The 21,149-nt window shown below is 65.6% G+C and carries 22 protein-coding genes; 5 read left to right on the top strand and 17 right to left on the bottom strand.

The features are described from left to right. Positions 1–85: 85 nt before the first annotated feature. The gene (locus BDW16_RS04845; RefSeq protein ID WP_066577543.1) at positions 86–1,258 is read right to left on the bottom strand and encodes an acetyl-CoA C-acetyltransferase; all 1,173 of its coding nucleotides are present in this window, start codon (positions 1,256–1,258) and stop codon (positions 86–88) included. A gap of 28 nt (positions 1,259–1,286) precedes the next feature. After that, the gene (locus BDW16_RS04840; RefSeq protein ID WP_100362707.1) at positions 1,287–2,291 is read right to left on the bottom strand and encodes an alpha/beta fold hydrolase; all 1,005 of its coding nucleotides are present in this window, start codon (positions 2,289–2,291) and stop codon (positions 1,287–1,289) included. 71 nt (positions 2,292–2,362) lie between these two features. On the opposite strand from BDW16_RS04840, the gene phaR reads away from it, so the two are divergent. Together phaR and BDW16_RS04830 are read left to right on the top strand one after the other, a co-directional pair. Beyond that, complete coding sequence (gene phaR / locus BDW16_RS04835) at positions 2,363–2,914, top strand: polyhydroxyalkanoate synthesis repressor PhaR (protein WP_066577876.1); 552 nt, start codon at positions 2,363–2,365, stop codon at positions 2,912–2,914. A gap of 37 nt (positions 2,915–2,951) precedes the next feature. Further along, entirely contained in the window at positions 2,952–4,247 is a 1,296-nt protein-coding gene (locus BDW16_RS04830; RefSeq protein WP_066577549.1) for a metal-dependent hydrolase family protein, read from the top strand. A gap of 48 nt (positions 4,248–4,295) precedes the next feature. Here BDW16_RS04830 and BDW16_RS04825 read toward each other — a convergent pair whose 3' ends face one another. Next, the gene (locus BDW16_RS04825; RefSeq protein ID WP_066577551.1) at positions 4,296–5,126 is read right to left on the bottom strand and encodes a class I SAM-dependent methyltransferase; all 831 of its coding nucleotides are present in this window, start codon (positions 5,124–5,126) and stop codon (positions 4,296–4,298) included. A 104-nt stretch (positions 5,127–5,230) separates the two neighbouring features. Between BDW16_RS04825 and BDW16_RS04820 the strand changes: the two genes are divergently transcribed. Next, positions 5,231–5,374 carry a hypothetical protein gene (locus BDW16_RS04820; protein WP_237241314.1) on the top strand — a complete coding sequence of 48 codons (144 nt, stop codon included), beginning with the start codon at positions 5,231–5,233 and terminating at the stop codon, positions 5,372–5,374. Here the strand turns inward: BDW16_RS04820 and BDW16_RS04815 are convergent. From BDW16_RS04815 to BDW16_RS04805, 3 genes are all read right to left on the bottom strand, one after another. Next, positions 5,371–6,471, bottom strand: coding sequence for an aspartyl protease family protein (locus BDW16_RS04815; RefSeq protein WP_241230575.1), 1,101 nt, complete (start codon positions 6,469–6,471; stop codon positions 5,371–5,373). The genes BDW16_RS04820 and BDW16_RS04815 overlap by 4 nt on opposite strands. 170 nt (positions 6,472–6,641) lie before the next feature. Continuing rightward, the gene (locus BDW16_RS04810; RefSeq protein ID WP_174532052.1) at positions 6,642–8,183 is read right to left on the bottom strand and encodes a TadA family conjugal transfer-associated ATPase; all 1,542 of its coding nucleotides are present in this window, start codon (positions 8,181–8,183) and stop codon (positions 6,642–6,644) included. 81 nt (positions 8,184–8,264) lie between these two features. Next, positions 8,265–8,975, bottom strand: coding sequence for a helix-turn-helix domain-containing protein (locus tag BDW16_RS04805; RefSeq protein ID WP_066577558.1), 711 nt, complete (start codon positions 8,973–8,975; stop codon positions 8,265–8,267). 85 nt (positions 8,976–9,060) lie between these two features. Between BDW16_RS04805 and BDW16_RS04800 the strand changes: the two genes are divergently transcribed. Next, the gene (locus BDW16_RS04800; protein WP_066577560.1) at positions 9,061–9,498 is read left to right on the top strand and encodes a DUF6265 family protein; all 438 of its coding nucleotides are present in this window, start codon (positions 9,061–9,063) and stop codon (positions 9,496–9,498) included. 75 nt (positions 9,499–9,573) lie between these two features. Here BDW16_RS04800 and BDW16_RS04795 read toward each other — a convergent pair whose 3' ends face one another. The 7 genes from BDW16_RS04795 to BDW16_RS04765 form a co-directional block, all read right to left on the bottom strand. Then, on the bottom strand, positions 9,574–9,831 hold the full coding sequence (locus BDW16_RS04795) for an ATP synthase F1 subunit epsilon (protein WP_066577563.1): 258 nt from the start codon (positions 9,829–9,831) through the stop codon (positions 9,574–9,576). Position 9,832: 1 nt separating this feature from the next. Beyond that, positions 9,833–10,489, bottom strand: coding sequence for a hypothetical protein (locus BDW16_RS04790; protein ID WP_066577565.1), 657 nt, complete (start codon positions 10,487–10,489; stop codon positions 9,833–9,835). Further along, the gene (atpD, locus tag BDW16_RS04785; RefSeq protein ID WP_237241318.1) at positions 10,489–12,018 is read right to left on the bottom strand and encodes a F0F1 ATP synthase subunit beta; all 1,530 of its coding nucleotides are present in this window, start codon (positions 12,016–12,018) and stop codon (positions 10,489–10,491) included. The genes BDW16_RS04790 and atpD overlap by 1 nt, the downstream gene beginning before the upstream one ends. Before the next feature lie 32 nt (positions 12,019–12,050). Further along, positions 12,051–12,650 (bottom strand): hypothetical protein, encoded by a 600-nt coding sequence (locus BDW16_RS04780; protein ID WP_066577568.1) that lies wholly within the window; start codon positions 12,648–12,650, stop codon positions 12,051–12,053. A 5-nt stretch (positions 12,651–12,655) separates the two neighbouring features. Then, positions 12,656–13,537, bottom strand: coding sequence for a F0F1 ATP synthase subunit gamma (locus tag BDW16_RS04775; protein ID WP_066577570.1), 882 nt, complete (start codon positions 13,535–13,537; stop codon positions 12,656–12,658). Between the two features lie 94 nt (positions 13,538–13,631). Further along, positions 13,632–15,161, bottom strand: a complete 1,530-nt coding sequence (atpA, locus tag BDW16_RS04770) for a F0F1 ATP synthase subunit alpha (RefSeq protein ID WP_066577572.1) — start codon at positions 15,159–15,161, stop codon at positions 13,632–13,634. Between the two features lie 11 nt (positions 15,162–15,172). Next, positions 15,173–15,727, bottom strand: coding sequence for a F0F1 ATP synthase subunit delta (locus BDW16_RS04765; protein WP_066577574.1), 555 nt, complete (start codon positions 15,725–15,727; stop codon positions 15,173–15,175). Between the two features lie 234 nt (positions 15,728–15,961). Between BDW16_RS04765 and BDW16_RS04760 the strand changes: the two genes are divergently transcribed. After that, positions 15,962–16,915, top strand: a complete 954-nt coding sequence (locus BDW16_RS04760) for a hypothetical protein (protein ID WP_066577576.1) — start codon at positions 15,962–15,964, stop codon at positions 16,913–16,915. A gap of 27 nt (positions 16,916–16,942) precedes the next feature. On the opposite strand, the gene BDW16_RS04755 is transcribed toward BDW16_RS04760, so the two are convergent. The 4 genes from BDW16_RS04755 to BDW16_RS21035 form a co-directional block, all read right to left on the bottom strand. Next, entirely contained in the window at positions 16,943–18,475 is a 1,533-nt protein-coding gene (locus BDW16_RS04755; RefSeq protein ID WP_066577579.1) for a DEAD/DEAH box helicase, read from the bottom strand. Positions 18,476–18,685: 210 nt separating this feature from the next. Beyond that, positions 18,686–19,183, bottom strand: coding sequence for a GAF domain-containing protein (locus BDW16_RS04750; protein ID WP_066577581.1), 498 nt, complete (start codon positions 19,181–19,183; stop codon positions 18,686–18,688). 410 nt (positions 19,184–19,593) lie between these two features. Next, positions 19,594–20,121, bottom strand: a complete 528-nt coding sequence (locus BDW16_RS04745) for a hypothetical protein (RefSeq protein WP_083954282.1) — start codon at positions 20,119–20,121, stop codon at positions 19,594–19,596. A gap of 184 nt (positions 20,122–20,305) precedes the next feature. Beyond that, positions 20,306–20,992, bottom strand: a complete 687-nt coding sequence (locus tag BDW16_RS21035) for a hypothetical protein (RefSeq protein WP_125958855.1) — start codon at positions 20,990–20,992, stop codon at positions 20,306–20,308. Between the last annotated feature and the right edge of the window lie 157 nt (positions 20,993–21,149).

Here is a 21,149-nt window from a genome sequence, read left to right as displayed (position 1 = left end):
TCAGCGCACTGCGCGAAAACGGGTGACATTTTCGATTACGATATGACGGTGCAGCTTTCCATTTGCTACACGGCGAGGAAGGGCATCACCGCTCCACGCACATGGCGATTCCCATGCCGCCGCCGATGCACAGAGTCGCGAGTCCCTTCTTCGCGTCGCGGCGCTGCATCTCATAGAGCAGCGTGGTCAGCACGCGCGCGCCGCTCGCGCCGATCGGATGGCCGATCGCGATCGCGCCGCCATTGACGTTGACCTTGTTCGGGTCGAAGCCCAGTTCCTTGCCCACCGACAGCGCCTGTGCGGCGAATGCCTCATTCGCCTCGATCAGGTCGAGATCGGCGACGGTCCAGCCTGCCTTTTCCAGCGCCTTTTTCGATGCCGGGACCGGACCGATGCCCATGATCGAGGGATCGACCCCCGCGGTCGCCCAGCTCTTGATCGTGGCGAGAACCGTGGCGCCGCGCTTGTCGGCCTCCTCGCGGCTCATCACCACCAGCGCCGCGGCGCCATCGTTGAGGCCCGAGGCGTTGCCCGCGGTAACGGTACCGTCCTTCTTGAAGGCGGGCCGCAGGCCTGCGACGCTATCGAGCGTCGCGCCGGCGCGGATGTATTCATCCTGGTCGACGACGGTGTCGCCCTTGCGGCCCTTGATCGTGACCGGAGCGATCTCGTCCTTGAAACGGCCTTCGCTGCGGGCGGCCTCGGCGAGGTTCTGCGAGCGGACGGCGAACTCGTCCTGCTCGCCGCGGGTCACCTGATATTGTTCGGCGAGATTCTCGGCGGTGATGCCCATGTGATAGCCGTTGAACACATCGGTCAGGCCATCCTTGATCATCGTATCGATCAGGCCGACGTCACCCATCTTGGCGCCGGCGCGCAGCGATTGGGCATGGGCGGCGAGCGACATCGATTCCTGCCCGCCCGCGACGACGATGGTGGCGTCGCCGGTCTGAACCGCCTGTGCCGCGAGCGCGACCGCGCGCAGGCCCGATCCGCACACCTGGTTGAGGCCCCAGGCCGGAACTTCCTTGGGCACGCCCGCGGCCATCGACGCCTGGCGCGCCGGGTTCTGGCCCTGCGCGGCGGTGAGCACCTGACCGAGGATCACTTCCGAGACTTCCTCGCCCTTGACCTCGGCCTGCTCCAGAGCAGCCTCGATGGCGATGCGGCCCAGTTCGTGCGCCGGCGTGCTGGCGAAAGCGCCGAGGAAGCTGCCGACGGGGGTGCGCTTGGCGGCGGTGATCACGACTTCGGTCATTGCGTGCGACTCCTGATGGGTTTGGAGGCTATCTAAGCGCCGCGAGCCACTCCGCCAATGGGCGCCACAGCGCATCCTTCGCCGAAGAGCCGACCATCATCCCGACATGGCCCAGCCGCAGTTCGCGCCGGTCGGTGAAGCCTGCAGCGCTGGTGTGAGGGACGATACGGTCGGTAAGCGACACGAACTCGACGGTGGGGCAGGGCAGGGACGCCGGCGCGGCCGTCGCGCCCGCAACGCGCCAGCGGCCGCTTCCAGGCAGGTCTGCGGTGAACAGGTCGTCGAAGATCTGTCGGCCGGCGGCGAAGGTGAGCGGCGCGCCGGCATTCGCCCAGTCTTCCATCGCGACGAAGGATTTCGCTGCGGCGCTATCGGGATCGAGACGGCCGAAGCGTTCGTACTTGATGATGGTGCGCGCGGGGTCGAGCTGCCAGAAACCCGTCTGAAGAACTTCCATCGGGACGAGGCCGAGCCGATCGCAGGTTTCACGCGCACCGTCCCACAGCGTCTCGATTCGCGCGATCGCTTCTGCGCCGAAGCCGGAAAATCGCCAGGGCGCGGCGATCAGCGCCAGTCCGCGGACCGGCGCCACGGCGGCAGCCGCCATCGCCATCGTCCCGCCCAGGCAATAACCGACGAGCGCGGCGGGTTCGCCGATGCTGCGGAGCAGCGGAATCAACATCGCTTCGACATGCTGCGCCACATCCTGCGCGCGATCCTGCGGCGATGGGGTTCCCCAGTCGATAAGCAGGGGGCGGGCGCCATGGCGGGACAGCCAGCGCAGCAGCGAGCGGCGATACGGCATGTCGAGGATCAGCGGCGGGTTGATCAGCGAGGGGACGAACACCACGGGCGCGCCGCTTCCGCCATAGTCGCGCAGCACCGCGCGTCCGGCGCGCGCCACCACGGGCATCGAGCTGCGGGGACGGGGGCGGCGTGCGGCCTGATAGGCGGCGAGCCCGGCGAGCGCGGCGGCGCGGCGTTCGGGTGATGCTGCGGTTTCGCTGCGCAGCAGTCCCAGAAAGAGAGGCAATGGGCGCGGCCCGTGTTGCGGTGCAGTATCAAAGGGTGTTAGGACCATATCAAACACCCGTGGGGGTCAAGATGAAAAAAACGGCGAACACCGACGGCCCGGTCATCATCAAGAAGTATGCGAACCGGCGCCTCTACAATACCGAAACATCGTCCTACATCACCCTCGATCATCTCGCTGCGATGACGCGCGAGGGCCGCGACTTCAAGGTCGTCGATGCCAAGACCGAGGAAGACATCACCCACAATGTCCTGACGCAGATCATCATGGAAGAGGAAGCGCGCGGCCAGACGCTGCTGCCGGTGAACTTCCTGCGCCAGCTGATCGCGCTCTATGGCGATTCGATGCAGGCGGTTGTGCCGGGCTACCTTGAGGCGTCGATGGACAGCTTCCGCCGCAACCAGGCGCAGTTCAAGTCGGCGGTCGAGGGGGCGTTCGCCAATTCGCCGTTCGCCGAGATCGCCAAGCGCAACATGGCGATGTTCGAGGCTGCGGCCGAAGCGTTCAAGCCGGGCGCACCCGGCGCCACCGCTCCCGCACCGGAGAGGAGCAAGGACGACGAGATCGCGGCGTTGAAGGCGCAGCTCGCCTCGCTTCAAGACAAGATCGACAAGCTCGGCTGAGGCTCATAGGCTCCCCGGAAACGAAACGGGGAGGCTTATGAAGACGTTGGCTGCTTTCACTGCGGCGATGCTGCTCGCGGGTGCCGCGCATGCGCAAAGCGCACAAGTGGACCGGTACATCCACGCCGGCAAGCTGATCGACCGGCCCGGGCAGGCCCCGCGCGGCGCGAGCACGATCGCTGTGAAGGGCGGCAAAATCGTCGGCGTCTATGACGGGCATGTCACGCCGCTGGGCGAAGCGCCGGTGATCGATCTCAAGGACCGGACAGTACTGCCCGGGCTGATCGACAGCCATGTTCATCTAAGTTCCGACCGCGCCGGGCAGGAAGGACTGCTGGCCGGGTTTACCGAGAGCAAGCAGATGGGCGCCTATGAAGCGCTGTGGAACGCGCAGAAGACGCTGATGGCGGGCTTCACCACGGTGCGGAACCTGGGCGATGAGGGCGCGACGCTGGCGCTGCGCGACGCGATCGCACGCGGCTGGGTGAGCGGTCCACGGATCGTTGATGCCGGCATGGGCATCTCCACCACCTCGGGACATGGCGATCACCGGCTCGGCATCGTCGAGGAACTGCACGAAGCGGTTGGCGCGGCAAATTTGTGCGACGGCGCGGACGAGTGCCGCAAGGCGACGCGCCTGCAGATCGGCCGCGGCGCCGACGTGATCAAGATCGCTACCACTGGCGGGGTCAACAGCCGGATCGGCGCGGGTCTCGGCAAACAGATGTTCGACGAGGAAGCGAGGGCGATCGTCGAGACGGCGCGTCTCTACGGTCGCAAGGTTGCGGCGCACGCGCATGGCGCGGACGGGATCGCGGTGGCGCTGCGCGCCGGGGTGGATTCGATCGAGCACGGCACCCTGATCGACGATGAAAGCATCGCGCTGTTCAAGAAGACCGGCGCATATTACGTGCCGACGCTGTCGACCGTGAACGGCTATCTTGAGCGGATCGCGAAGGACCCCAATGCCTATCCGCCGGAGGTGCGCGCCAAGATTGACTGGCGCATCGGCATCACCGGCAAGGCGCTGGAAAAGGCAGTACCGGCGGGGGTGAAGGTCGCGTTCGGCACCGATGCCGGCGTATCGAAGCATGGCCGCAACGCCGACGAGTTCGAACTGCTGGTCAAGCACGGCATGACGCCGATGCAGGCGATCCAGGCCGCGACGGTCAATGCTGCCGATCTGCTCGGCCTGGCCAAGGAAGTCGGCAGCATCGAGCCGGGCAAGAGCGCCGACATCATCGCTGTGAGCGGCGATCCGCTGAGCGACGTGAAGGTGCTGAAATCAGTCGGCTTCGTGATGCGCGCCGGGGTGGTACACAAGGGCCAATGAAGCGGGCGGGCCTGAGGCGGACCGGCAGGTGCCGGCCCGCCGGGCCGGTCACTTGCCGGGCTTGACGAACTTCAGCGTCATCCGGTCACTCTCGCCGATCGCCTCATACTTGGCGCGGTCGATATCCTTGAGCGCGTAGCTGGGCGGGAGCGTCCAGACGCCCTTTTCCCAGTCGGCCGTGTCCTTGGGGTTGGCGTTGACCTGCGATTCGCCCGCGAGGCGGAAGCCGGCCGCTGCGGCGAGCGTCTTGATCGTCGAGGTCTTGATATAGCCGCTGGTGCGTTCGCGCTCGGCGTCCGCGCCCTCGGGCAGGCGATGATCGACGATGCCGAGCGTGCCGCCGGGCTTGAGCATCGCGAAGATCTGCTTGAATGCCGCGGCGGCATAGTCCTGCTTGTCGTCGCGCTGATAGCCCATGCGCCAGTTATGGACGTTGCGGAAGGTGAGCACGACATCGACGCTGTTGTCGGGCACCTTGACGTCGGCGGCGTCGAACACCGGAAAATGCGCGGTCCTGATCTTGCCGTAGAGCTCCGGCTTCGCGGTCATCATCCGCTTGGTGCCGCCCGAGAGCTTCTCGAGAGAAGCGGCGTAATAGACGCCGCCGCCATTGAGGACATAGGGCGCGAGGATCTCGGTGTACCAGCCGCCGCCGGGCCACAGCTCGACGACCGTATCGGTCGGCTTCACGCCGAAAAAGGCGAGCGTTTCAGCCGGGTGCCGGTATTTGTCGCGCACGGTGTTGGCCGGGGTACGCGTGGGCGCGGCGACCGCCGCCTTCAATTCCTTGCTGACGCTTCCCATCTGCGGCGCGCCGATCGCGGCAGCGCTGACAAGGGCGGTGGCAGTGATGGCGGCGAAACTCAGGGCGTTGCGCATTGGAGGCTCCTCTCTGATATGGATCGCTTGGTGCAGTGGAGCGGGCAGCGATGCAAGGGTCGTTATTGGCGCCGTTATGGATTGTTGCGGGAGCGTTTGCCGCATTGGCTGCGGGGAGCGGTCTCGCGGACTGGCGGCGCTCCAAGCGGAGCGATCTCGATCGGGTCGGCTGGATGCCGTGGACGCTGATTCAGATCCTGGCGGTGCTGGGTGCGGTGGTGACCGCTGCGCTGGCCATCAAGGGCTAGTAGAAGCGCGCGAGGGTAAGGCTGCGTTCGGTTCCGTCGCATCGTTGCAGCCGCACGGTCCGACCGGGCGTGCCGGTGGACCAGCTTGCGAGCGGGCTGGTCGCGTAGGCAGCTGGGATCGGTGTGCCGTCGATCGCACAGATTTCCATTCCGGCCTGCCAATCGGCGGCGGCGGGGCTTCCGCGCATGACATGAAGGACTCGAAGCCGGTCGCCACGCTGGCCGAGCATCAGGCCGCTGGTCGAACGGGTGACCGGCCAGTCGTTTCGTGCGGCGGGGGCGAGGACCATGCGGCCTGCGCCGGGATCGAGCAGGACCCGGTGCCGCCGCAGCAAGCCGCCGCCCAGCCTGCCTGCCGCGCCCTTGCGTGCCGAAAATCCCGAGTCGGGCTCGATCCGCAGTTCGACCTCGCTTGCAGGAAGCGCCGCGATGCGCAGCGCGGAAACGATCGTGACCTCGCTCTCGATCTGCCCGCCGAGCCCCCATGCGATCGCTGTGGTGACGCGACCGCCGGCGTGCTCGATTCCACGCCATGCCGTGCGGGTGAGCGTCACCATGCTCCCGTCGCCGGTATCGACGATCATGGGACGGTGCCGGCGTCCGCCGAGATCGATCTCGCTGAGATAGAGACCGGCGGCGCCGGCCAGGCGCAGCGGCGCCGTGGTTCCTCGAAACGGCATCCGGCCGGAGGGCAGCAGGCGGAAGCGCTGCGTATCGTAATCGATCTCAAGCGCGTGCGCGGCGAGCAGATCGGCGCCGATGAAGAGATCGACCGGGGCAGGGCCCGTCACGCGGGGATCAGTGTCGATGATCGCGATACGGCCGCCGGTCCGGACGAGGCCGCCGACCTCGATCCGCTCGATTGCACCCCAGCTCAGCGCCACGCTGCCCCCGATCGCATCGGCATGTCCGGCGACCAGCGGCTTCATGCTCGCCGTACGGGCAAAGCGTGCCGAGACCGCGGTGTCGCTGACCCCGGTATCGAGGATGGCATCGACCCAGCGGCCATTGAGCAGGGTGCGGAAGCGGATCTGGTTGCCCGCTGTCAGCTCGAACGGCACCCAGCGCGCCTCGGTATCGGTGGTGAGATGCGACACGGGCGGGGCGGCCCGTACGTTCGACGCCGGCGCAAGCAACGCAAGCAGGGCTAGCGTGAAGGTCATGGCTGCACGGACATCCATCCACGGAATGATATTCCGCCACGGATCGGGTGCCAGCAGTTGCGGGCGTGGTTAATGTCCCGTTTGCAAACGCTCGGCGACACGTGTCAGAGACACGCCTCAAGCAACGCGTGATCGAAGCCGAACGAGCGCGCCTTTTCGAGCGTATAGGGACGCAGGCCCATCGAACGATACTCGCCGATGATCTTGCCGTCGGCGCTCTCGTCCAGATACTCGAACTTGAACAGCTCCTGGGTCACGATCACCGGGCCTTCCATCCCGATCACCTCGGTGATGTTGGTCACGCGGCGGCTACCGTCGCGCAGGCGCTTCACCTGGACGATGAGATCGACCGAATCCGCGATCTGGCGGCTGATCGCCTCCTTCGGGATTTTGATGTCGCCCATCATCACCATGTTCTCCATACGGCCCAGGCACTCGCGCGGGCTGTTGGAGTGGAGCGTACACATCGAGCCGTCATGGCCGGTGTTCATCGCGGACAGGAGGTCGAAACACTCGCTTCCGCGAATTTCGCCGAGGATGATGCGGTCGGGACGCATACGCAGGGCGTTCTTGACGAGGTCGCGAATGGTGATTTCGCCCTGACCTTCGAGATTGGGAGGGCGGGTTTCGAGCGGGAGCCAGTGCGGCTGTTGGAGCCGAAGCTCGGCGGCGTCCTCGATCGTCAGCACGCGCTCGCCCGGGTCGATCATCTTTGACAGGGCGTTGAGCATCGTCGTCTTGCCCGAGCCGGTACCGCCCGAGATGACGATGTTGAAGCGGCATGCGCCCGCGATCTTGAGCGCGGTCGCCATCTTGGTCGACATCGATCCGAAGCCGGCCATCATGTCGAGCGTGATCGGCTTGTCCGAGAATTTACGGATCGAGATTGCCGTGCCCTTGAGGCTGAGCGGCGGCACGATCACGTTGACGCGGGAGCCGTCCTTCAGGCGGGCGTCGGCGAGCGGGGTGGTCTGGTCGACGCGGCGGCCGACCGAGTTGCAGATGCGCTGCGCGATCTGGAACAGATGTTCCTCGTCGCGGAAATTGATGTTGGCGAGCTCGAGCTTGCCCTTGCGCTCGACGAAGGTCTGCTCGGGGCCGTTGACCATGATGTCGCTGATCGCGCTGTCGGCGAGCAGCTCTTCGAGCGGGCCGAGGCCGAGCAGTTCGTCGACCAGCACCTTTTCCAGCGCGAACTGCTCGCGGCGGTTGAGGGTGAGCTTGAGCTCGGCGAGCACTTCGCCGATGATCGGGCGGAACTCCTCGGCAAGTTCGTCCTTGTTGAGCGTCGCCGCCGCCTCGGGATCGACGCGCTCGAGCAGGCGCGGAAGCACCTGTTCCTTGATGCGGTGGATCGAGGCTTCGAAGCCCTCGACTCGCGAGCTGCCGGCTTCGCCCGACGCCGCCTGACGATCGGCCAGGCGCTGCATCGCGTCGGTTGTGGATTGAGGCGTCGTATCGGTGATCCCCGAGTCGCGCTGGTTTGCGCCGGGGAGCGGGACGTCCTGGATCGCCGGGAACTGGTCGCCGCCGAGCGGCTCCTGCGGGCGCGGTGCCGCTCCGCCGCCCTGCATCGGCCGCGCGACGCCGAAAGCCGGCCGGGCGGGTGTTGCCCCTGGTCCGCTGCGACGTCCGAATGCGCTCACGCTCAAATCCCCACTGGCTCCAACGTGGAGGGGATAGCTCGCAAGCTTTTACAAGTTCCTAACCATCGGCCGCGGTTTCGTTCAGACGAACGGGCCGCGAGCGCGCATTCTGGCCTGGCCGGGCGGTAATCCACCGAGCGACTGGAACTCGCGGGTCATATGCGCCTGGTCGGCATAGCCGGAGACCGCGGCGGTATCGGCGAGCGCCGCGTCGGGAGCCTGGATGCCGCTGACCGCGGTGCGGAAGCGCAGCAGACGCAGATAGCTGCGTGGTGCCATGCCGGTTTCTCGCGCGCAGATGCGTTGAAGCTGGCGTGTGGAGAGCCCGGTGATCCGGGCGAGATCATCCACGCCCGCCGATTGTCGGATCGCGGCGAGAGGAGGCGGGCGTCGGCCGCGAAAGGCCGCGATGAGCCGCGGCGTCGGATCGGGGTCTCCAGCAATCAGCGCCGCCAGCGGGTCGCTCTCCGCGATCTCCCGCCAGCCGTCCGCGAAGTCGTTGCAGGGGGCACCGTCGAGCGCGTGCCAAGCCCAGGGCCAGAGGCGGATGCCCGTGAAGCGCGCGTCGCCGCTGAACCGCAGGACCGCAGGCCGGAGCGCGAGGCCGGTGACGAACAATGGCGGCTGATCGGTCCGCCAGAACGAACGGCCGGAGTGGCGGCGGATCAGTTCGATACAGCCATCGGGCACCGCCTGATGATCGACCCAGCCGTCGGCGCCGATGTCGAGTGTCCACACGGCTTCGACAAGACCGTCGAGTTCGGGCGGCGGAGGCGTTTCGGCGTAATGCACCTCGCGAACCTGCCATGTCGCATCGGTTCAAGCCAGCGGGGGCGTCGATCGGCTATACCGGCATGACACAGGGAGGAGACGGCGGATGAGGTGGAAGGCGCTGGGACTGATGCTGATGCTGCCGGGTGCGGCGCCCGCGACGGGCGGCTTGCCCGAATGGCTGGCAGGGCGCTGGTGCACTGCAGGGGGCGGACCGACCCGGACCTGCGAGCAATGGCAGCCGCCCGCGGGCGGCATGATGCTTGGCGTATCACAGATGGTGAAGGGGGAAAGCACGGTCGCGTTCGAATATCTGCGGATCACGATGGACGGCGGTGTCGCGGTCTATCAGGCGCAGCCCGGCGGCAAGCCGCCCACGGCGTTTCGCGCCGTTGCGGGCGGGGAGGGGATCACCTTCATCAATACCGCGCACGATTATCCGCAGCGCATCCGCTACCGGCTGGAGGGGGACGAACTCACCGCCGAAATCTCGCTCGCCGATGGAAGCAAGGCGATGCGCTGGCGCTATCGCAGGGACCAGTGAAGGCGAGGCCGGGACGCAAAAGGCCGCGGGTCGCCCCGCGGCCTTTGTCGTTTCATCCGTGCGGGCGCCGCGCGGTTATCCGGCCTTTTCGGCGAGGACCGTAAGACCCTTTTCGTTCACTTCGGCGAAGCCGCCTTCGATGCGAACGATCTCCGGGCTCTGGTTGCCGGCGGACTTGTAGATTTCGAGATTGCCGTCGCGGACCGTGGACATGAAGGGCGCATGGCCCTCCAGCACGCCGAAGTCGCCATCGGTGCCGGGAACGACAACCATATGGACTTCCTCAGAGCGGACCAGACGTTCCGGGGTGACGAGTTCGAAATGAAGGGGCATGTCAGAATCCTTGGGGCAACGTCACGTGCGGGGGAATCGCGGCGACGATAATCGCCAGAGCGACCGGACCGGGCGTCTTTGGCGTGAGCAGATTGGCGAGATACGGCTTGCCGTCGCGGCGCAGGAGCAGGCTGAGCTTGTCGGCAGCGGCAGGTTGATGTGAGACGGGCAGTGCCTTCCAACCGTGCTTCGGGGCGGCCATCGCGGTCGAGATGCGTGCCGCGAGTTCGGTAGCTGGAACGGCGCGATACACGATCAGGCGACAGGTCTCCCCTGCCGATCCGCCCAGTGCAACGACGAAGTCACCGTCGGTGGCCGATCCATGCGCCAGCGTGGCCCGGGAGATCAGCGAGATACCGTCCCGGCCGAGCGCGTCCATGGCTTCCTTGGATAACCCGTCGGTAAGCTTGTAGCCCTGCCACCAGGCTTCAGTCCCGGGGGGCGGCAGCTTCGCCTTGCCTGACAACACATCCGGGCACAGCCGTGAGGCGGTATCTGCCGCCAAGTCGGTCAACAGCGAGAGTTCAAGCACCGGAAGCGCGCGCGCGGCCGCGGGCGGCCTGGCGGGCGGCGCGGTCTGCGCCGCCACGGCGATCGGCGCGCCGGCCAGCAGCGCCGCGGTGCATACCGCGACAATCCGGGCAGCGCGCTGACGCATCAGGCTTCGGCGGCCAGCTTCTTGGCCTTGGCGATCACGCCGTCGATGCCACCGACCATGTAGAAGGCGGCTTCGGGGAGGTGATCATACTCGCCCTCGACCACCGCCTTGAACGACTTGATCGTGTCCTCGATCTGCACGAACTCGCCGGGGATGCCGGTGAACACTTCTGCGACGTGGAACGGCTGCGACAGGAAACGCTGGATCTTCCGCGCACGCGCGACGGTCAGCTTATCCTCTTCCGACAGCTCGTCCATGCCTAGGATGGCGATGATGTCCTGAAGCGACTTGTACTTCTGCAGGATCGACTGGACCGCGCGAGCGGTGTCGTAGTGATCCTGACCGACGACGCGCGGTTCGAGCACGCGGCTGGTCGAATCGAGCGGGTCCACCGCCGGATAGATGCCGAGTTCCGAGATCGCACGGTTGAGAACCGTGGTCGCGTCGAGGTGGGCGAACGAGGTCGCGGGCGCCGGGTCGGTAAGATCGTCCGCGGGGACGTACACGGCCTGCACCGAGGTGATCGAGCCCTTGTTGGTCGAGGTGATGCGCTCCTGCAGCGCGCCCATGTCGGTCGACAGGGTCGGCTGATAGCCCACGGCCGAAGGAATACGGCCGAGCAGTGCCGACACTTCCGCGCCCGCCTGGGTGAAGCGGAAGATGTTGTCGACGAAGAACAGCACGTCCTGGCCTTCGACGTCGCGGAAATATTCGGCGATGGTCAGGCCCGAAAGCGCGACGCGGGCGCGGGCGCCCGGCGGCTCGTTCATCTGGCCATAGACCAGCGCAACCTTCGACCCTTCGCTGATCGCGTTGCCGTCGGCGTCCTTGGCGATAACGCCGGCGTCGAGGAACTCGTGATACAGGTCGTTGCCCTCACGCGTACGCTCACCGACGCCCGCGAAGACCGAGGTGCCGCCATGGCCCTTGGCGATGTTGTTGATCAGTTCCTGGATGAGAACGGTCTTGCCGACGCCGGCGCCGCCGAACAGGCCGATCTTGCCGCCCTTCGCATAGGGTGCGAGCAGGTCGATGACCTTGATGCCGGTGACGAGGATCGCGCTCTCGGTCGACTGGTCGACGAACAGCGGGGCTTCGGCATGGATCGGTGCGCGCAGGTCGGTGGCGACCGGGCCGCGCTCGTCGATCGGCTCACCGACGACGTTGAGGATGCGGCCGAGCGTCGCGGGGCCGACCGGCACCTGGATCTGCGCGCCGGTGGCGGTGACCGCCTGGCCGCGGGTCAGACCTTCGGTCGAGTCCATCGCGATCGTGCGGACGGTGTTCTCACCCAGATGCTGGGCGACCTCGAGCACGAGGCGGTTGCCGTTGTTGTCGGTCTCGAGCGCCGAGAGGATCGCCGGCAGTTCGCCGTCAAACGCGACGTCGACGACCGCGCCGATCACCTGCGCGATACGGCCCGTGCCGGCAGCGGCGACGGGTGCCGAGGCGACGGTGGCGTCTGCCTTGGGCTTGGCCGCGCGGGGCTTCCGTGCGGGCTTCTCTGCGGTGGGGGCTGCGGTTGCCATGGTCTATAGTCCTTGCTTGGCGAATGCTTCGATCAGGGTTGCTGGGTGTTCTGCACCGCCGATTCGGCCGGGGCCGTAGCGGTCGGGCGCGTGAAAGTCACGGTGATGCGGCGGGGGGCTGCTTCAACCTTCTCCACCGCGATGGCCGTCGGGATGTTCCCGATCAGGCCATCGGCGTCCTGCTCCTTGGCGATGGCGTCGAGCGCGCCTTCGTCCTTGACGCCGTACTGGAACAGGAAGGCGCGGACATTGTCGGTCAGCCGCTTCTTCGCCGTACCGGCGTTGGTATCGTCGGTCACGGTAAGCGCGAAGACGATCGTATCGATCGCTGCGCCGTCCTTGCCGGTCAGCTCGACCGTGCCGCGGTTCGGGTTCTTGGCGTCGGTCTGAGAGAGGAACACCGGCTCGCCGCCCGCGGTGAAGCCGTTGGGGCCGTTCTTGTACTCACCCAGGCGATAGCCGAACTGGTTGAGCTTCGCGACGGTCGCGGCGGGGTCCGTGAAGGCGTCCGCCAGCGTGCCTGGCTTCTCCACCGACGCGTTCTCCGGCGCAGCGACGTTCGACCCGCCGGGCTGCGCATTGCAGCCCGCGAGCGACGCCGCGGCGAGTAGGAGAAGGGCGGCGGTGCGCATGGGGTTTAGAGCGCCTCGGCGCCCGAGATGATCTCGACCAGCTCGGTCGTGATCGCCGCCTGACGCGCGCGGTTATACTGGATCGACAGACGCTTGATCAGGTCGCCCGCGTTGCGCGTGGCGTTGTCCATCGCGGTCATCTTGCTGCCCTGTTCCGACGCGGCGTTCTCACGGATCGCGCGGTAGAGCTGGATCGCGACGTTGCGGCCGAGCAGGTCGGCGAGGATTTCCTCTTCGCCCGGCTCATATTCGGTGACGGCCGAAGCCGCGGCGTCGCCCTCAGGCGCTGCGGGAATCGCGACCGGGATGATCTGCTGCTCGGTCGGCTCCTGGGTCAGGACCGACTTGAAGTTGGAGTAGAAGAGGTGCGCGACGTCGAACTCGCCGGCCTCGAAACGGGCGATCAGATCGTCGGCATAGCCGCGCGCATCGGCAAAGCCGAGCTTGCCGAGGTCACCCGGCTCGATCGAATGGGCCATGTCCTTGGGGAAGAGACGGTTCAGCACCGCGCGGCCCTTCTTGCCGATGGTGTAGAACTTTACCGTCTTGCCCTCGGCGATCAGCTCCTGCGCGCGGCGGCGCGCGAGGCGGGCGATGTTGGTGTTGAACGCACCCGCAAGGCCCTTGTCCGACGTCGCGACGACGAACAGATGGACCTGATCCTTGCCGGTGCCGGCGAGGAGCTTGGGCGAGGCTTCGCTGATGCTCACCTTGCTGGCGAGCGAGGCGACGACGGCTTCGAGGCGCTGGGCGTAGGGACGCCCGGCCTCGGCCGCTTCCTGCGCGCGGCGCAGCTTGGCGGCGGCGACCATCTTCATCGCCTTGGTGATCTTCTGCGTCGACTTCACCGAGCCGATGCGGACCTTGAGTGCCTTGAGGCTGGCCATCTTCTTCCTATCACGTCATCCCGGCGAAAGCCGGGATCTCATGAGGGTTTCCCCTGCCGTACGATGCCCCAGCGTTCGCTGGGGCGACGGCGAATTACGCGAACGTCTTGCCGAACGCTTCCAGCGCGTCCTTGAGCTTGCCCTTGGTGGCGTCGCTCAGATCCTTGCTGTCGCGGATATCCTTGAGGATGTCGGCATGCTTCGAACGCATCTCGGCGAGCATCGCCGCCTCGTAGCGCACGACATCCTGCACCGGCACACTGTCGATATAGCCGTTGGTGCCGGCGAAGATCGACACGGTCTGCTCCTCGAACGGCAGCGGCGAGAACTGGGGCTGCTTGAGCAGCTCGGTCAGGCGCGCGCCGCGGTTGAGCAGCTTCTGCGTCGAAGCGTCGAGGTCCGAACCGAACTGCGCGAACGCGGCCATTTCGCGATACTGGGCCAGCTCGAGCTTGATCGAGCCCGACACCTTCTTCATCGCCTTGGTCTGCGCCGACGAACCCACGCGCGACACCGACAGGCCCACGTTGATCGCCGGGCGGATGCCCGCGAAGAACAGGTCGGTCTCGAGGAAGATCTGGCCGTCGGTGATCGAGATCACGTTGGTCGGGATGTAGGCCGACACGTCGCCCGCCTGCGTCTCGATGATCGGCAGCGCGGTGAGCGAGCCGTTGCCGTTGGCGTCGTTGAGCTTCGCGGCGCGCTCCAGCAGGCGGCTGTGGAGATAGAAGACGTCGCCCGGATAGGCTTCGCGGCCCGGCGGGCGGCGCAGCAGCAGCGACATCTGGCGATAGGCGACGGCCTGCTTCGAGAGATCGTCATAGACGATCACGGCATGCATGCCGTTGTCGCGGAAATACTCGCCCATCGCGCAGCCGGTGTACGGCGCAAGGAACTGAAGCGGGGCGGGGTCCGACGCGGTCGCGGCGACCACGATCGAATATTCCATCGCGCCATTCTCTTCGAGCGTGCGCACGAGCTGCGCGACGGTCGAGCGCTTCTGGCCCACGGCGACATAGACGCAATAGAGCTTCTTGCCCTCGTCATCGCCTGCGTTGACGGTCTTCTGGTTGATGAAGGTGTCGATCGCGACGGCCGACTTGCCGGTCTGGCGGTCGCCGATGATCAGCTCGCGCTGGCCGCGGCCGACGGGGACGAGCGCGTCGATCGCCTTGAGGCCGGTCTGGACCGGCTCGTGCACCGACTTGCGCGGAATGATGCCGGGCGCCTTCACCTCGACGCGCGAGCGCTGGTCGGAAACGATCGGGCCCTTGCCGTCGATCGGGTTGCCGAGGCCATCGACCACGCGGCCGAGCAGGCCCTTGCCGACCGGAACGTCCACGATCGTACCGGTGCGCTTGACGACGTCGCCTTCCTTGATCTCCGAGTCCGAGCCGAAGATCACGATGCCGACATTGTCGGCCTCGAGGTTGAGCGCCATGCCTTGAACGCCGTTGGCGAACTCGACCATTTCGCCTGCCTGGACGTTGTCGAGGCCGTGGACGCGCGCGATGCCGTCACCCACGCTCAGCACCTGGCCGGTCTCGCTGACCTCTGCCTCGGTGCCGAAATTGGCGATCTGGTCCTTGATGACCTTCGAGATTTCTGCGGCGCGGATATCCATGGTGCTAGCTTTCAGCCTTTCATCGCATGCGCGAGGGAGTTCAAACGGGTCTTGATCGAGCTGTCGATCATCTGGGAGCCGATCTTCACGACCAGGCCGCCCAGCAGCGAGGGGTCGACCGACAGGTCGACATTGACGTCGCGGCCGACGCGCTCACGCAGCTGTGCGGTGAGCGCCTTGACCTGCGCGGGGGAAAGCGGGTGCGCCGAAACGACTTCGGCGCTCGTCTCGCCACGGTGACGCGCGGCGAGGGTGCGGAAGTCGCGGACGATGCCGGTCAGCGCGGCGAGGCGCCGGTTCTGTGCCAGCACGCCGAGGAAGTCGGTGGTGAGCGAATCGAGCTTCATCGCCTTTGCCGCCGCCGCGACCGCATTGGCCGCGTCGGTGCGGCCGATCAGCGGGCTGCGGGTGAGCGCTGCGAACTCGGGCGAATCGGTCAGCGCCTGCTTCACCGCGGCAAGGCTCGATTCGACCTTCTCGATCGCGCCTTTCTCGCGCGCCAGTTCGAACAGGGCGGTCGCGTAGCGCCCGCTTAGACTTGCTTGAATACCGCCGGAATTCTCCACGGACGCGTGCTTCCTTTTGGAATCTCGAAATGGCCCCATGCGAAAAAGGGGCGCGCCGAATGAACCGGCAGCCCCGCTTGGGTTGGCGGGCGCGTAGCAAAGGGGGGCGGGGGATTCAACCCGTGTGACGTTTCGATGAAGATTGCGGACAGGAATGTCGGTCTTGTTCCACCGCGCCTTCGATGCAAAACCGTAACGGGTTCTTGCTCTCTTGAGCATTGCGGGTGGGAAATCATGGGAACGAAGCGTTTCGGGCGGTATGCGGCATTGTGCGTGAGCGCGGCGGGAGTCACCGCGCAGCCGGCATTTGCCGAAGCGGTGAAGATGACGGGTAAGTTCGCAGCGCCCTATCGCGAGGCCGCATTGCTCGATTCGCTGGGCATCGACCGGTTCAACGGACGCGACGGGCGGCAGCTGGAAATGGCGATCGAACGCGCCTTGTCGCAGCCCGACATTGAGGGGCGTCCGCATTTTGACCTGATCGCGGCGTTCGGCGGCGGGCAGGGGCCGGACGGCGTGCTGAGCGGTGCGGTAACGAGCGGCGTGCAGGAAAGCCGCTTCAAGCAGAAGCAGAAGCGCTGCGTCGAACGCGAGGGCGGCAAGGACAGCGGCAAGTGCCTGCGCGAGGCGGAGGTCGAGGTCGACTGCACCCGCCGCGTGGTGAATGTGAACGCCGACCTGCGCCTGGCGCGCACGGCGGACGGACGCATCATCTATACGGCGGCCAAGCCCAAGCGCGACGAGATCAGCTGGTGCCGGGGCGATGACCCCGCGCGCACGGTGGAGGAATCGGTGCGCGGCATGATCGAGGGGATCGCGGGCGAGGTACGCCGCGACATCGCGCCGGTGGTCGAGACCTACAGTATCCGCTTCCGCGAAAGCACCAAGGGGCTGGCGAAGGAACTCAACCGTCCGTTCAAGGACATTGTCCGGCAGACCCAGCGCGACCTGCGCGGGGCGTGCGCCGCGTGGAAAGTGATGGACGGGCAGGCGCCCAATCACCCGTCGATCACCTTCGACCTCGGCCTGTGCGCCGAGGCGGCGGGCGACTATCGCGAGGCGCTGGACCTGTATCGCCGTGCCGCGCCGCTGATCGGCACGGGCGGCAACGAAGCCGTCACGGGCGCGGAGCGGGTTGGCCGGCTGATCGCAGCGCAGGCCGACGACGCGGCGCGCGGGCGGCGGTAACCGCCCGGCGCGCCGGAACGTGCTTGCTTAGCCGCGGCCGCCGCTGCGCTGGCCGCCGCCGGCGGGGCGGGGCGCCCACTTCTTCTTCCTGGGGCCGTAGAAGCGGGGCTGATCGCCCTGCGGACGCTGGCCGCTGCGGTTCTCGCCACCCTCGCGCCCGCCGAAGCTGGCGCCGAGCGTCTGGCGCTGCCCCTCGGGACGCGCGTGGCGCTCGCCCTGGGGGCGGTCAGCACGCTGCTCGCCCTGACGACGATCGCCGGCGGGGTTGGCACGCGGACCGCGCTGGCCATCCCGGCCCTGGCCATTGCGGCCCTGACCGCCATGGCCGCCACCGCGCCCCTGCATGGCGCGGCCGTTGCGGCCGTTCTGCTCGTCGCGGCTCATCGTCACCGGACCGCGGCTCGACTTGATCTTCGCCGATTCGTTGACGAAGTCCTCGGGCAGCGGGACCACCGTCAGCTTCTGACGGGTCAGCCGCTCGATGTCGCGCAGATAGGCTTTCTCGTCATCGGCGCAGAAGCTGATCGCCACGCCGTCATTGCCCGCGCGCGCGGTGCGGCCGATGCGGTGGACATATTGTTCCGGCACGTTGGGCAGCTCGAAGTTGAAGACGTGGCTGACGCCCGACACGTCGATGCCGCGCGCGGCGATGTCGGTGGCGACCAGCAGCTTGACCTTGCCCGAGCGGAATTCGCCCAGCGCACGCTCGCGCTGCGGCTGGCTCTTGTTGCCGTGGATCGCATTGGCGGCGATGCCGCTGGCGGCGAGCAGCTTCACGACGCGGTCGGCGCCATGCTTGGTGCGAGTGAAGATCAGCGCGCGGTCGATGCTCTCGTCGCGCAGCTTGATCGTCAGCAGCGACTGCTTCTCGCTCTGGCTAACATGCGTCACGAACTGCTCGACCCGCTCGGCGGTGGTGGCCACCGGGGTCACCTTCACCTCGACCGGCTCATGGATGAACTGGTTGGCGAGGTCGCGGATCGACTTGGGCATGGTCGCCGAGAAGAACAAAGTCTGGCGCTTGCTCGGCAGCTCGCGGACGATGCGCTTCAGCGCATGGATGAAGCCAAGGTCCATCATCTGGTCGGCTTCGTCGAGCACGAGGATCTCGATCCCGAGCAGGATCGCGTAGCACTGGTCGATCAGGTCGACGAGGCGGCCCGGGGTCGCGACGACGATATCGACGCCGCGCGCCAGGTCGGTCTTGTTCTTGTGGATCGAGGTGCCGCCGAACACGGTGGCGACGCTGAGCTTGGTGCCCTTCGAATACTGGCGCGCGCTTTCGGCGATCTGGCTGGCCAGTTCGCGCGTGGGCGCAAGGACGAGCATGCGACAGCCGCGCGGCTGGGCCCGCTTGCCCGACGCGATCAGGCGATCGATCGAGGGCAGCATGAACGCGGCGGTCTTGCCGGTGCCGGTCTGGGCGATGCCGAGCAGGTCGCGCCCTTCAAGCAGCGCCGGGATCGACTGCGCCTGGATCGGGGTCGCGGTGGTGTAGCCCTTCGCAGCGAGCGCGGCGAGGGTGGTCTCGGACAGGCCGAGGGTGTTGAATTGCGTCAAAGGAATCTCTTTGCAAAAACGGCCGACGCGCACGCCGAAAGCGCGCACGGAGGCGGGGTCAAAAAATGACGACCCGCGTGACTAGGGAAGCCTGTAATCAACCGAGGCGGAGCCGGGGCGTTCGGGGCGAACCCGAGCGACCGATCACGCTGCATGACGCCTCGCTGCGGCGCGATATGGCAACAATGCTGCCAAAAGTCAATGTGAGCGTTAGCCGGCCTTGCGGGCGGGCGGGGCGCTGGGGTCGAAGATGCGAGCCGCGGCGGCGGCGAGGCGGGTCATCAGCCCGGCGGCTTCGAGGTCGACCGCGCCGGATTGACGCCAATAGGCGCCGAGCGCGGCGGTGCGCCCGATCGGGAACGCCGCCATGCTGGCGACGAAGGTGGCGAGATAGGCGTTGAGCGGAACGCGTGGATCGTTGCGGATATCCGGGATCAGGATCGGCTCGCCCGCCATGATCGCAAGGCCCGAGATGCAGCGTTCGACCGGGAAGCGCTGCCCGGTCCAAAGCGGGCTGATCGCATCCTCGGCGGCGTAGAACACCTCCTTGCCCTCACGCAGGACCACGGTGATGCCGTCGGCATCGGCGATGGCGCGGGCGTGATCGCGCAGGATCGCGGTGGCATCGTCCCGGCCGGACGCTGAATCGAGCAGGCCGATCGCCTGCGCCAGCCGCTCGTGGCGGCCCGGGATGTCGTGATGCGGCATCCTCTTCCCCTTCGAAGAAGATGGTTAACATACGGAGAGGGTGAGGAAAAGGGCGGGGTTGGCCAGTGCTTGCCAGTGTCGCGGCGCATCTCGGCCGAAGTTGACGAAGTTACGGGCAACGCGATTCATTCTGTCAACTTTGTCGCCTTTGTCGGCGGGGTGTCAGGTTGCTGTCCGGCACGTGCGGATCGACAGGATCAAAGAGCGGTCGTCATGCGACTGGGTGAGGTGAGCAGACGAAATCCAACATTGCAAGAGATTGAATGCGCTATGTTGGCTCGGATGCATCCTAATTGTATTTATTCAGCCTTTCGAGAATGCATCTAGAATCGTTCTGTTGGTTATTAATTTCTCCGATCCGGTAATGACCTAGGGCTACGTCAACTTCGGCGTCTCGGTAGCGCATAGATTTAGGAACTGGGTGTTGGCCAAATCGGTCGCGCCACAAGCTTGCCTGCCAGCAAATTTTGAACGAAGACCATCTGCTCTTGAAGAAAGGATCGCATCAGATCGCGCTCTTCGACGCTCATGGCGTTATCACCAAGTGCTGCCTCAAGGGATTCAAGATAGAGTTGTATGCCTCGCAGCAATCCGGCGATTGCTACAAGCGTACGCGCTGTGGAGCGCGGACCCTGATCGTCCAGCTCATAGATCGGGAAGCGATCGATTTCGTTGGCTACGCTCGCCATCATCATCGCGGCGCCGCGCAATGAGATGGCAAGAGGCAGAAAGTTGCCGGAAGTGTAATGATAGCTCTCGATTGCTTCATAACCGTTAGCGATCAGACGCAGCGCCGCGTTGCGTAACTGCCGTTTGCGTCGCCAGATCGGAATGAGAATTGTTAGGTAAGTGACTAACAGGGCCAACATGGCACCGGCAAATTGGGCCCAACCCGAGAGTGCTTGATGGGTTTCAAGCCAGGAAATGAGCCATTTCATCCATTGGGTCCTCTCGTTGGATAGGGCGCCTTTCCTCTCACGCCGCTGCCTTCGCCCACCCCGCGACAATTGCAGCGCTACATTCAGCCACTCCCTTGGCGTCGCCTAGGCGCGGCTGATGACCAGTTTCATATCGGGGCGTAGCTTGGCGGTGCCCTCCAGCTTGGCGACATAGGCCATCGGGTCATTCAGTCCCTCCGGGAAAGGCGCTCGTTTCCTGCTCTGGTGCCTCGCTAACCCAGAACAAGTTCTGAGCCCTGAATCCCGTCTCCATGCTCCCAGCAATCGAATCCACCTGTTTAAGATTGAAGGCAGGTTCACGTGGCCAATCCATCCCCCCTCCGGCCGGGGGCCAAATCCGGGCTGTGTCGTAAAGCGTAGGCATTCGGACCATATTTTCGATTTCAAAACCGTCTACGCGAGCTGCCGTCGCATGAACAAATACCATTCCAAGGAAGAAGGTGACGGTTTGAATATTGTTCGATACATCTCCTAGAGGTGGTGAGAACTTTGGAGGTTCGTCTTGGAGTGATCTCGATATTATTTCCGAGAGATTTTTGGGCGAGTTTTCACCTTCACGCCTAATTGCTAGGCTTCGACTATTTCGAAAATAGCCCACGGATTTTTCAAAGGGTAGCGCGTGAGACGCAACGTAGATGCGGAAATAGGGCGGGATTATTCCATGATCGCGGAATGACATCCGATCCGAGCGAGGGGTGACAGCGAGATCGTCCTCAGCGTGTTCGGCCACCATTATCTTCAGTGTGATCCATTTAGCCACAATGTCGAGAGCTGCACGATCAAGCGTTACCCTCTCACCCGTTATTAGTGGAGTGAGATGTGGTCTCGCATCAGTCTCCAGCGTATTCATCCAGCCGTTGTTGCACCTAGCGCACACAACCCTCATGCGGATATTGTAGAGTGAACCTTGAGTGTTTTCGCGCCCTTGTTTCGTCATTTCAGTAAAAGGCGACGAACTGAACGCGAGCCTATTGTGACGCGGCTCTACAGGCGGTGGCGGCAATATG

This window comes from Sphingomonas koreensis, from assembly GCF_002797435.1.
In the GTDB taxonomy this organism is placed as follows: Bacteria; Pseudomonadota; Alphaproteobacteria; order Sphingomonadales; family Sphingomonadaceae; genus Sphingomonas; species Sphingomonas koreensis.
Note: the sequence above shows the minus strand (reverse complement) of the source record. Positions and strands in the feature narration are given on the sequence as shown.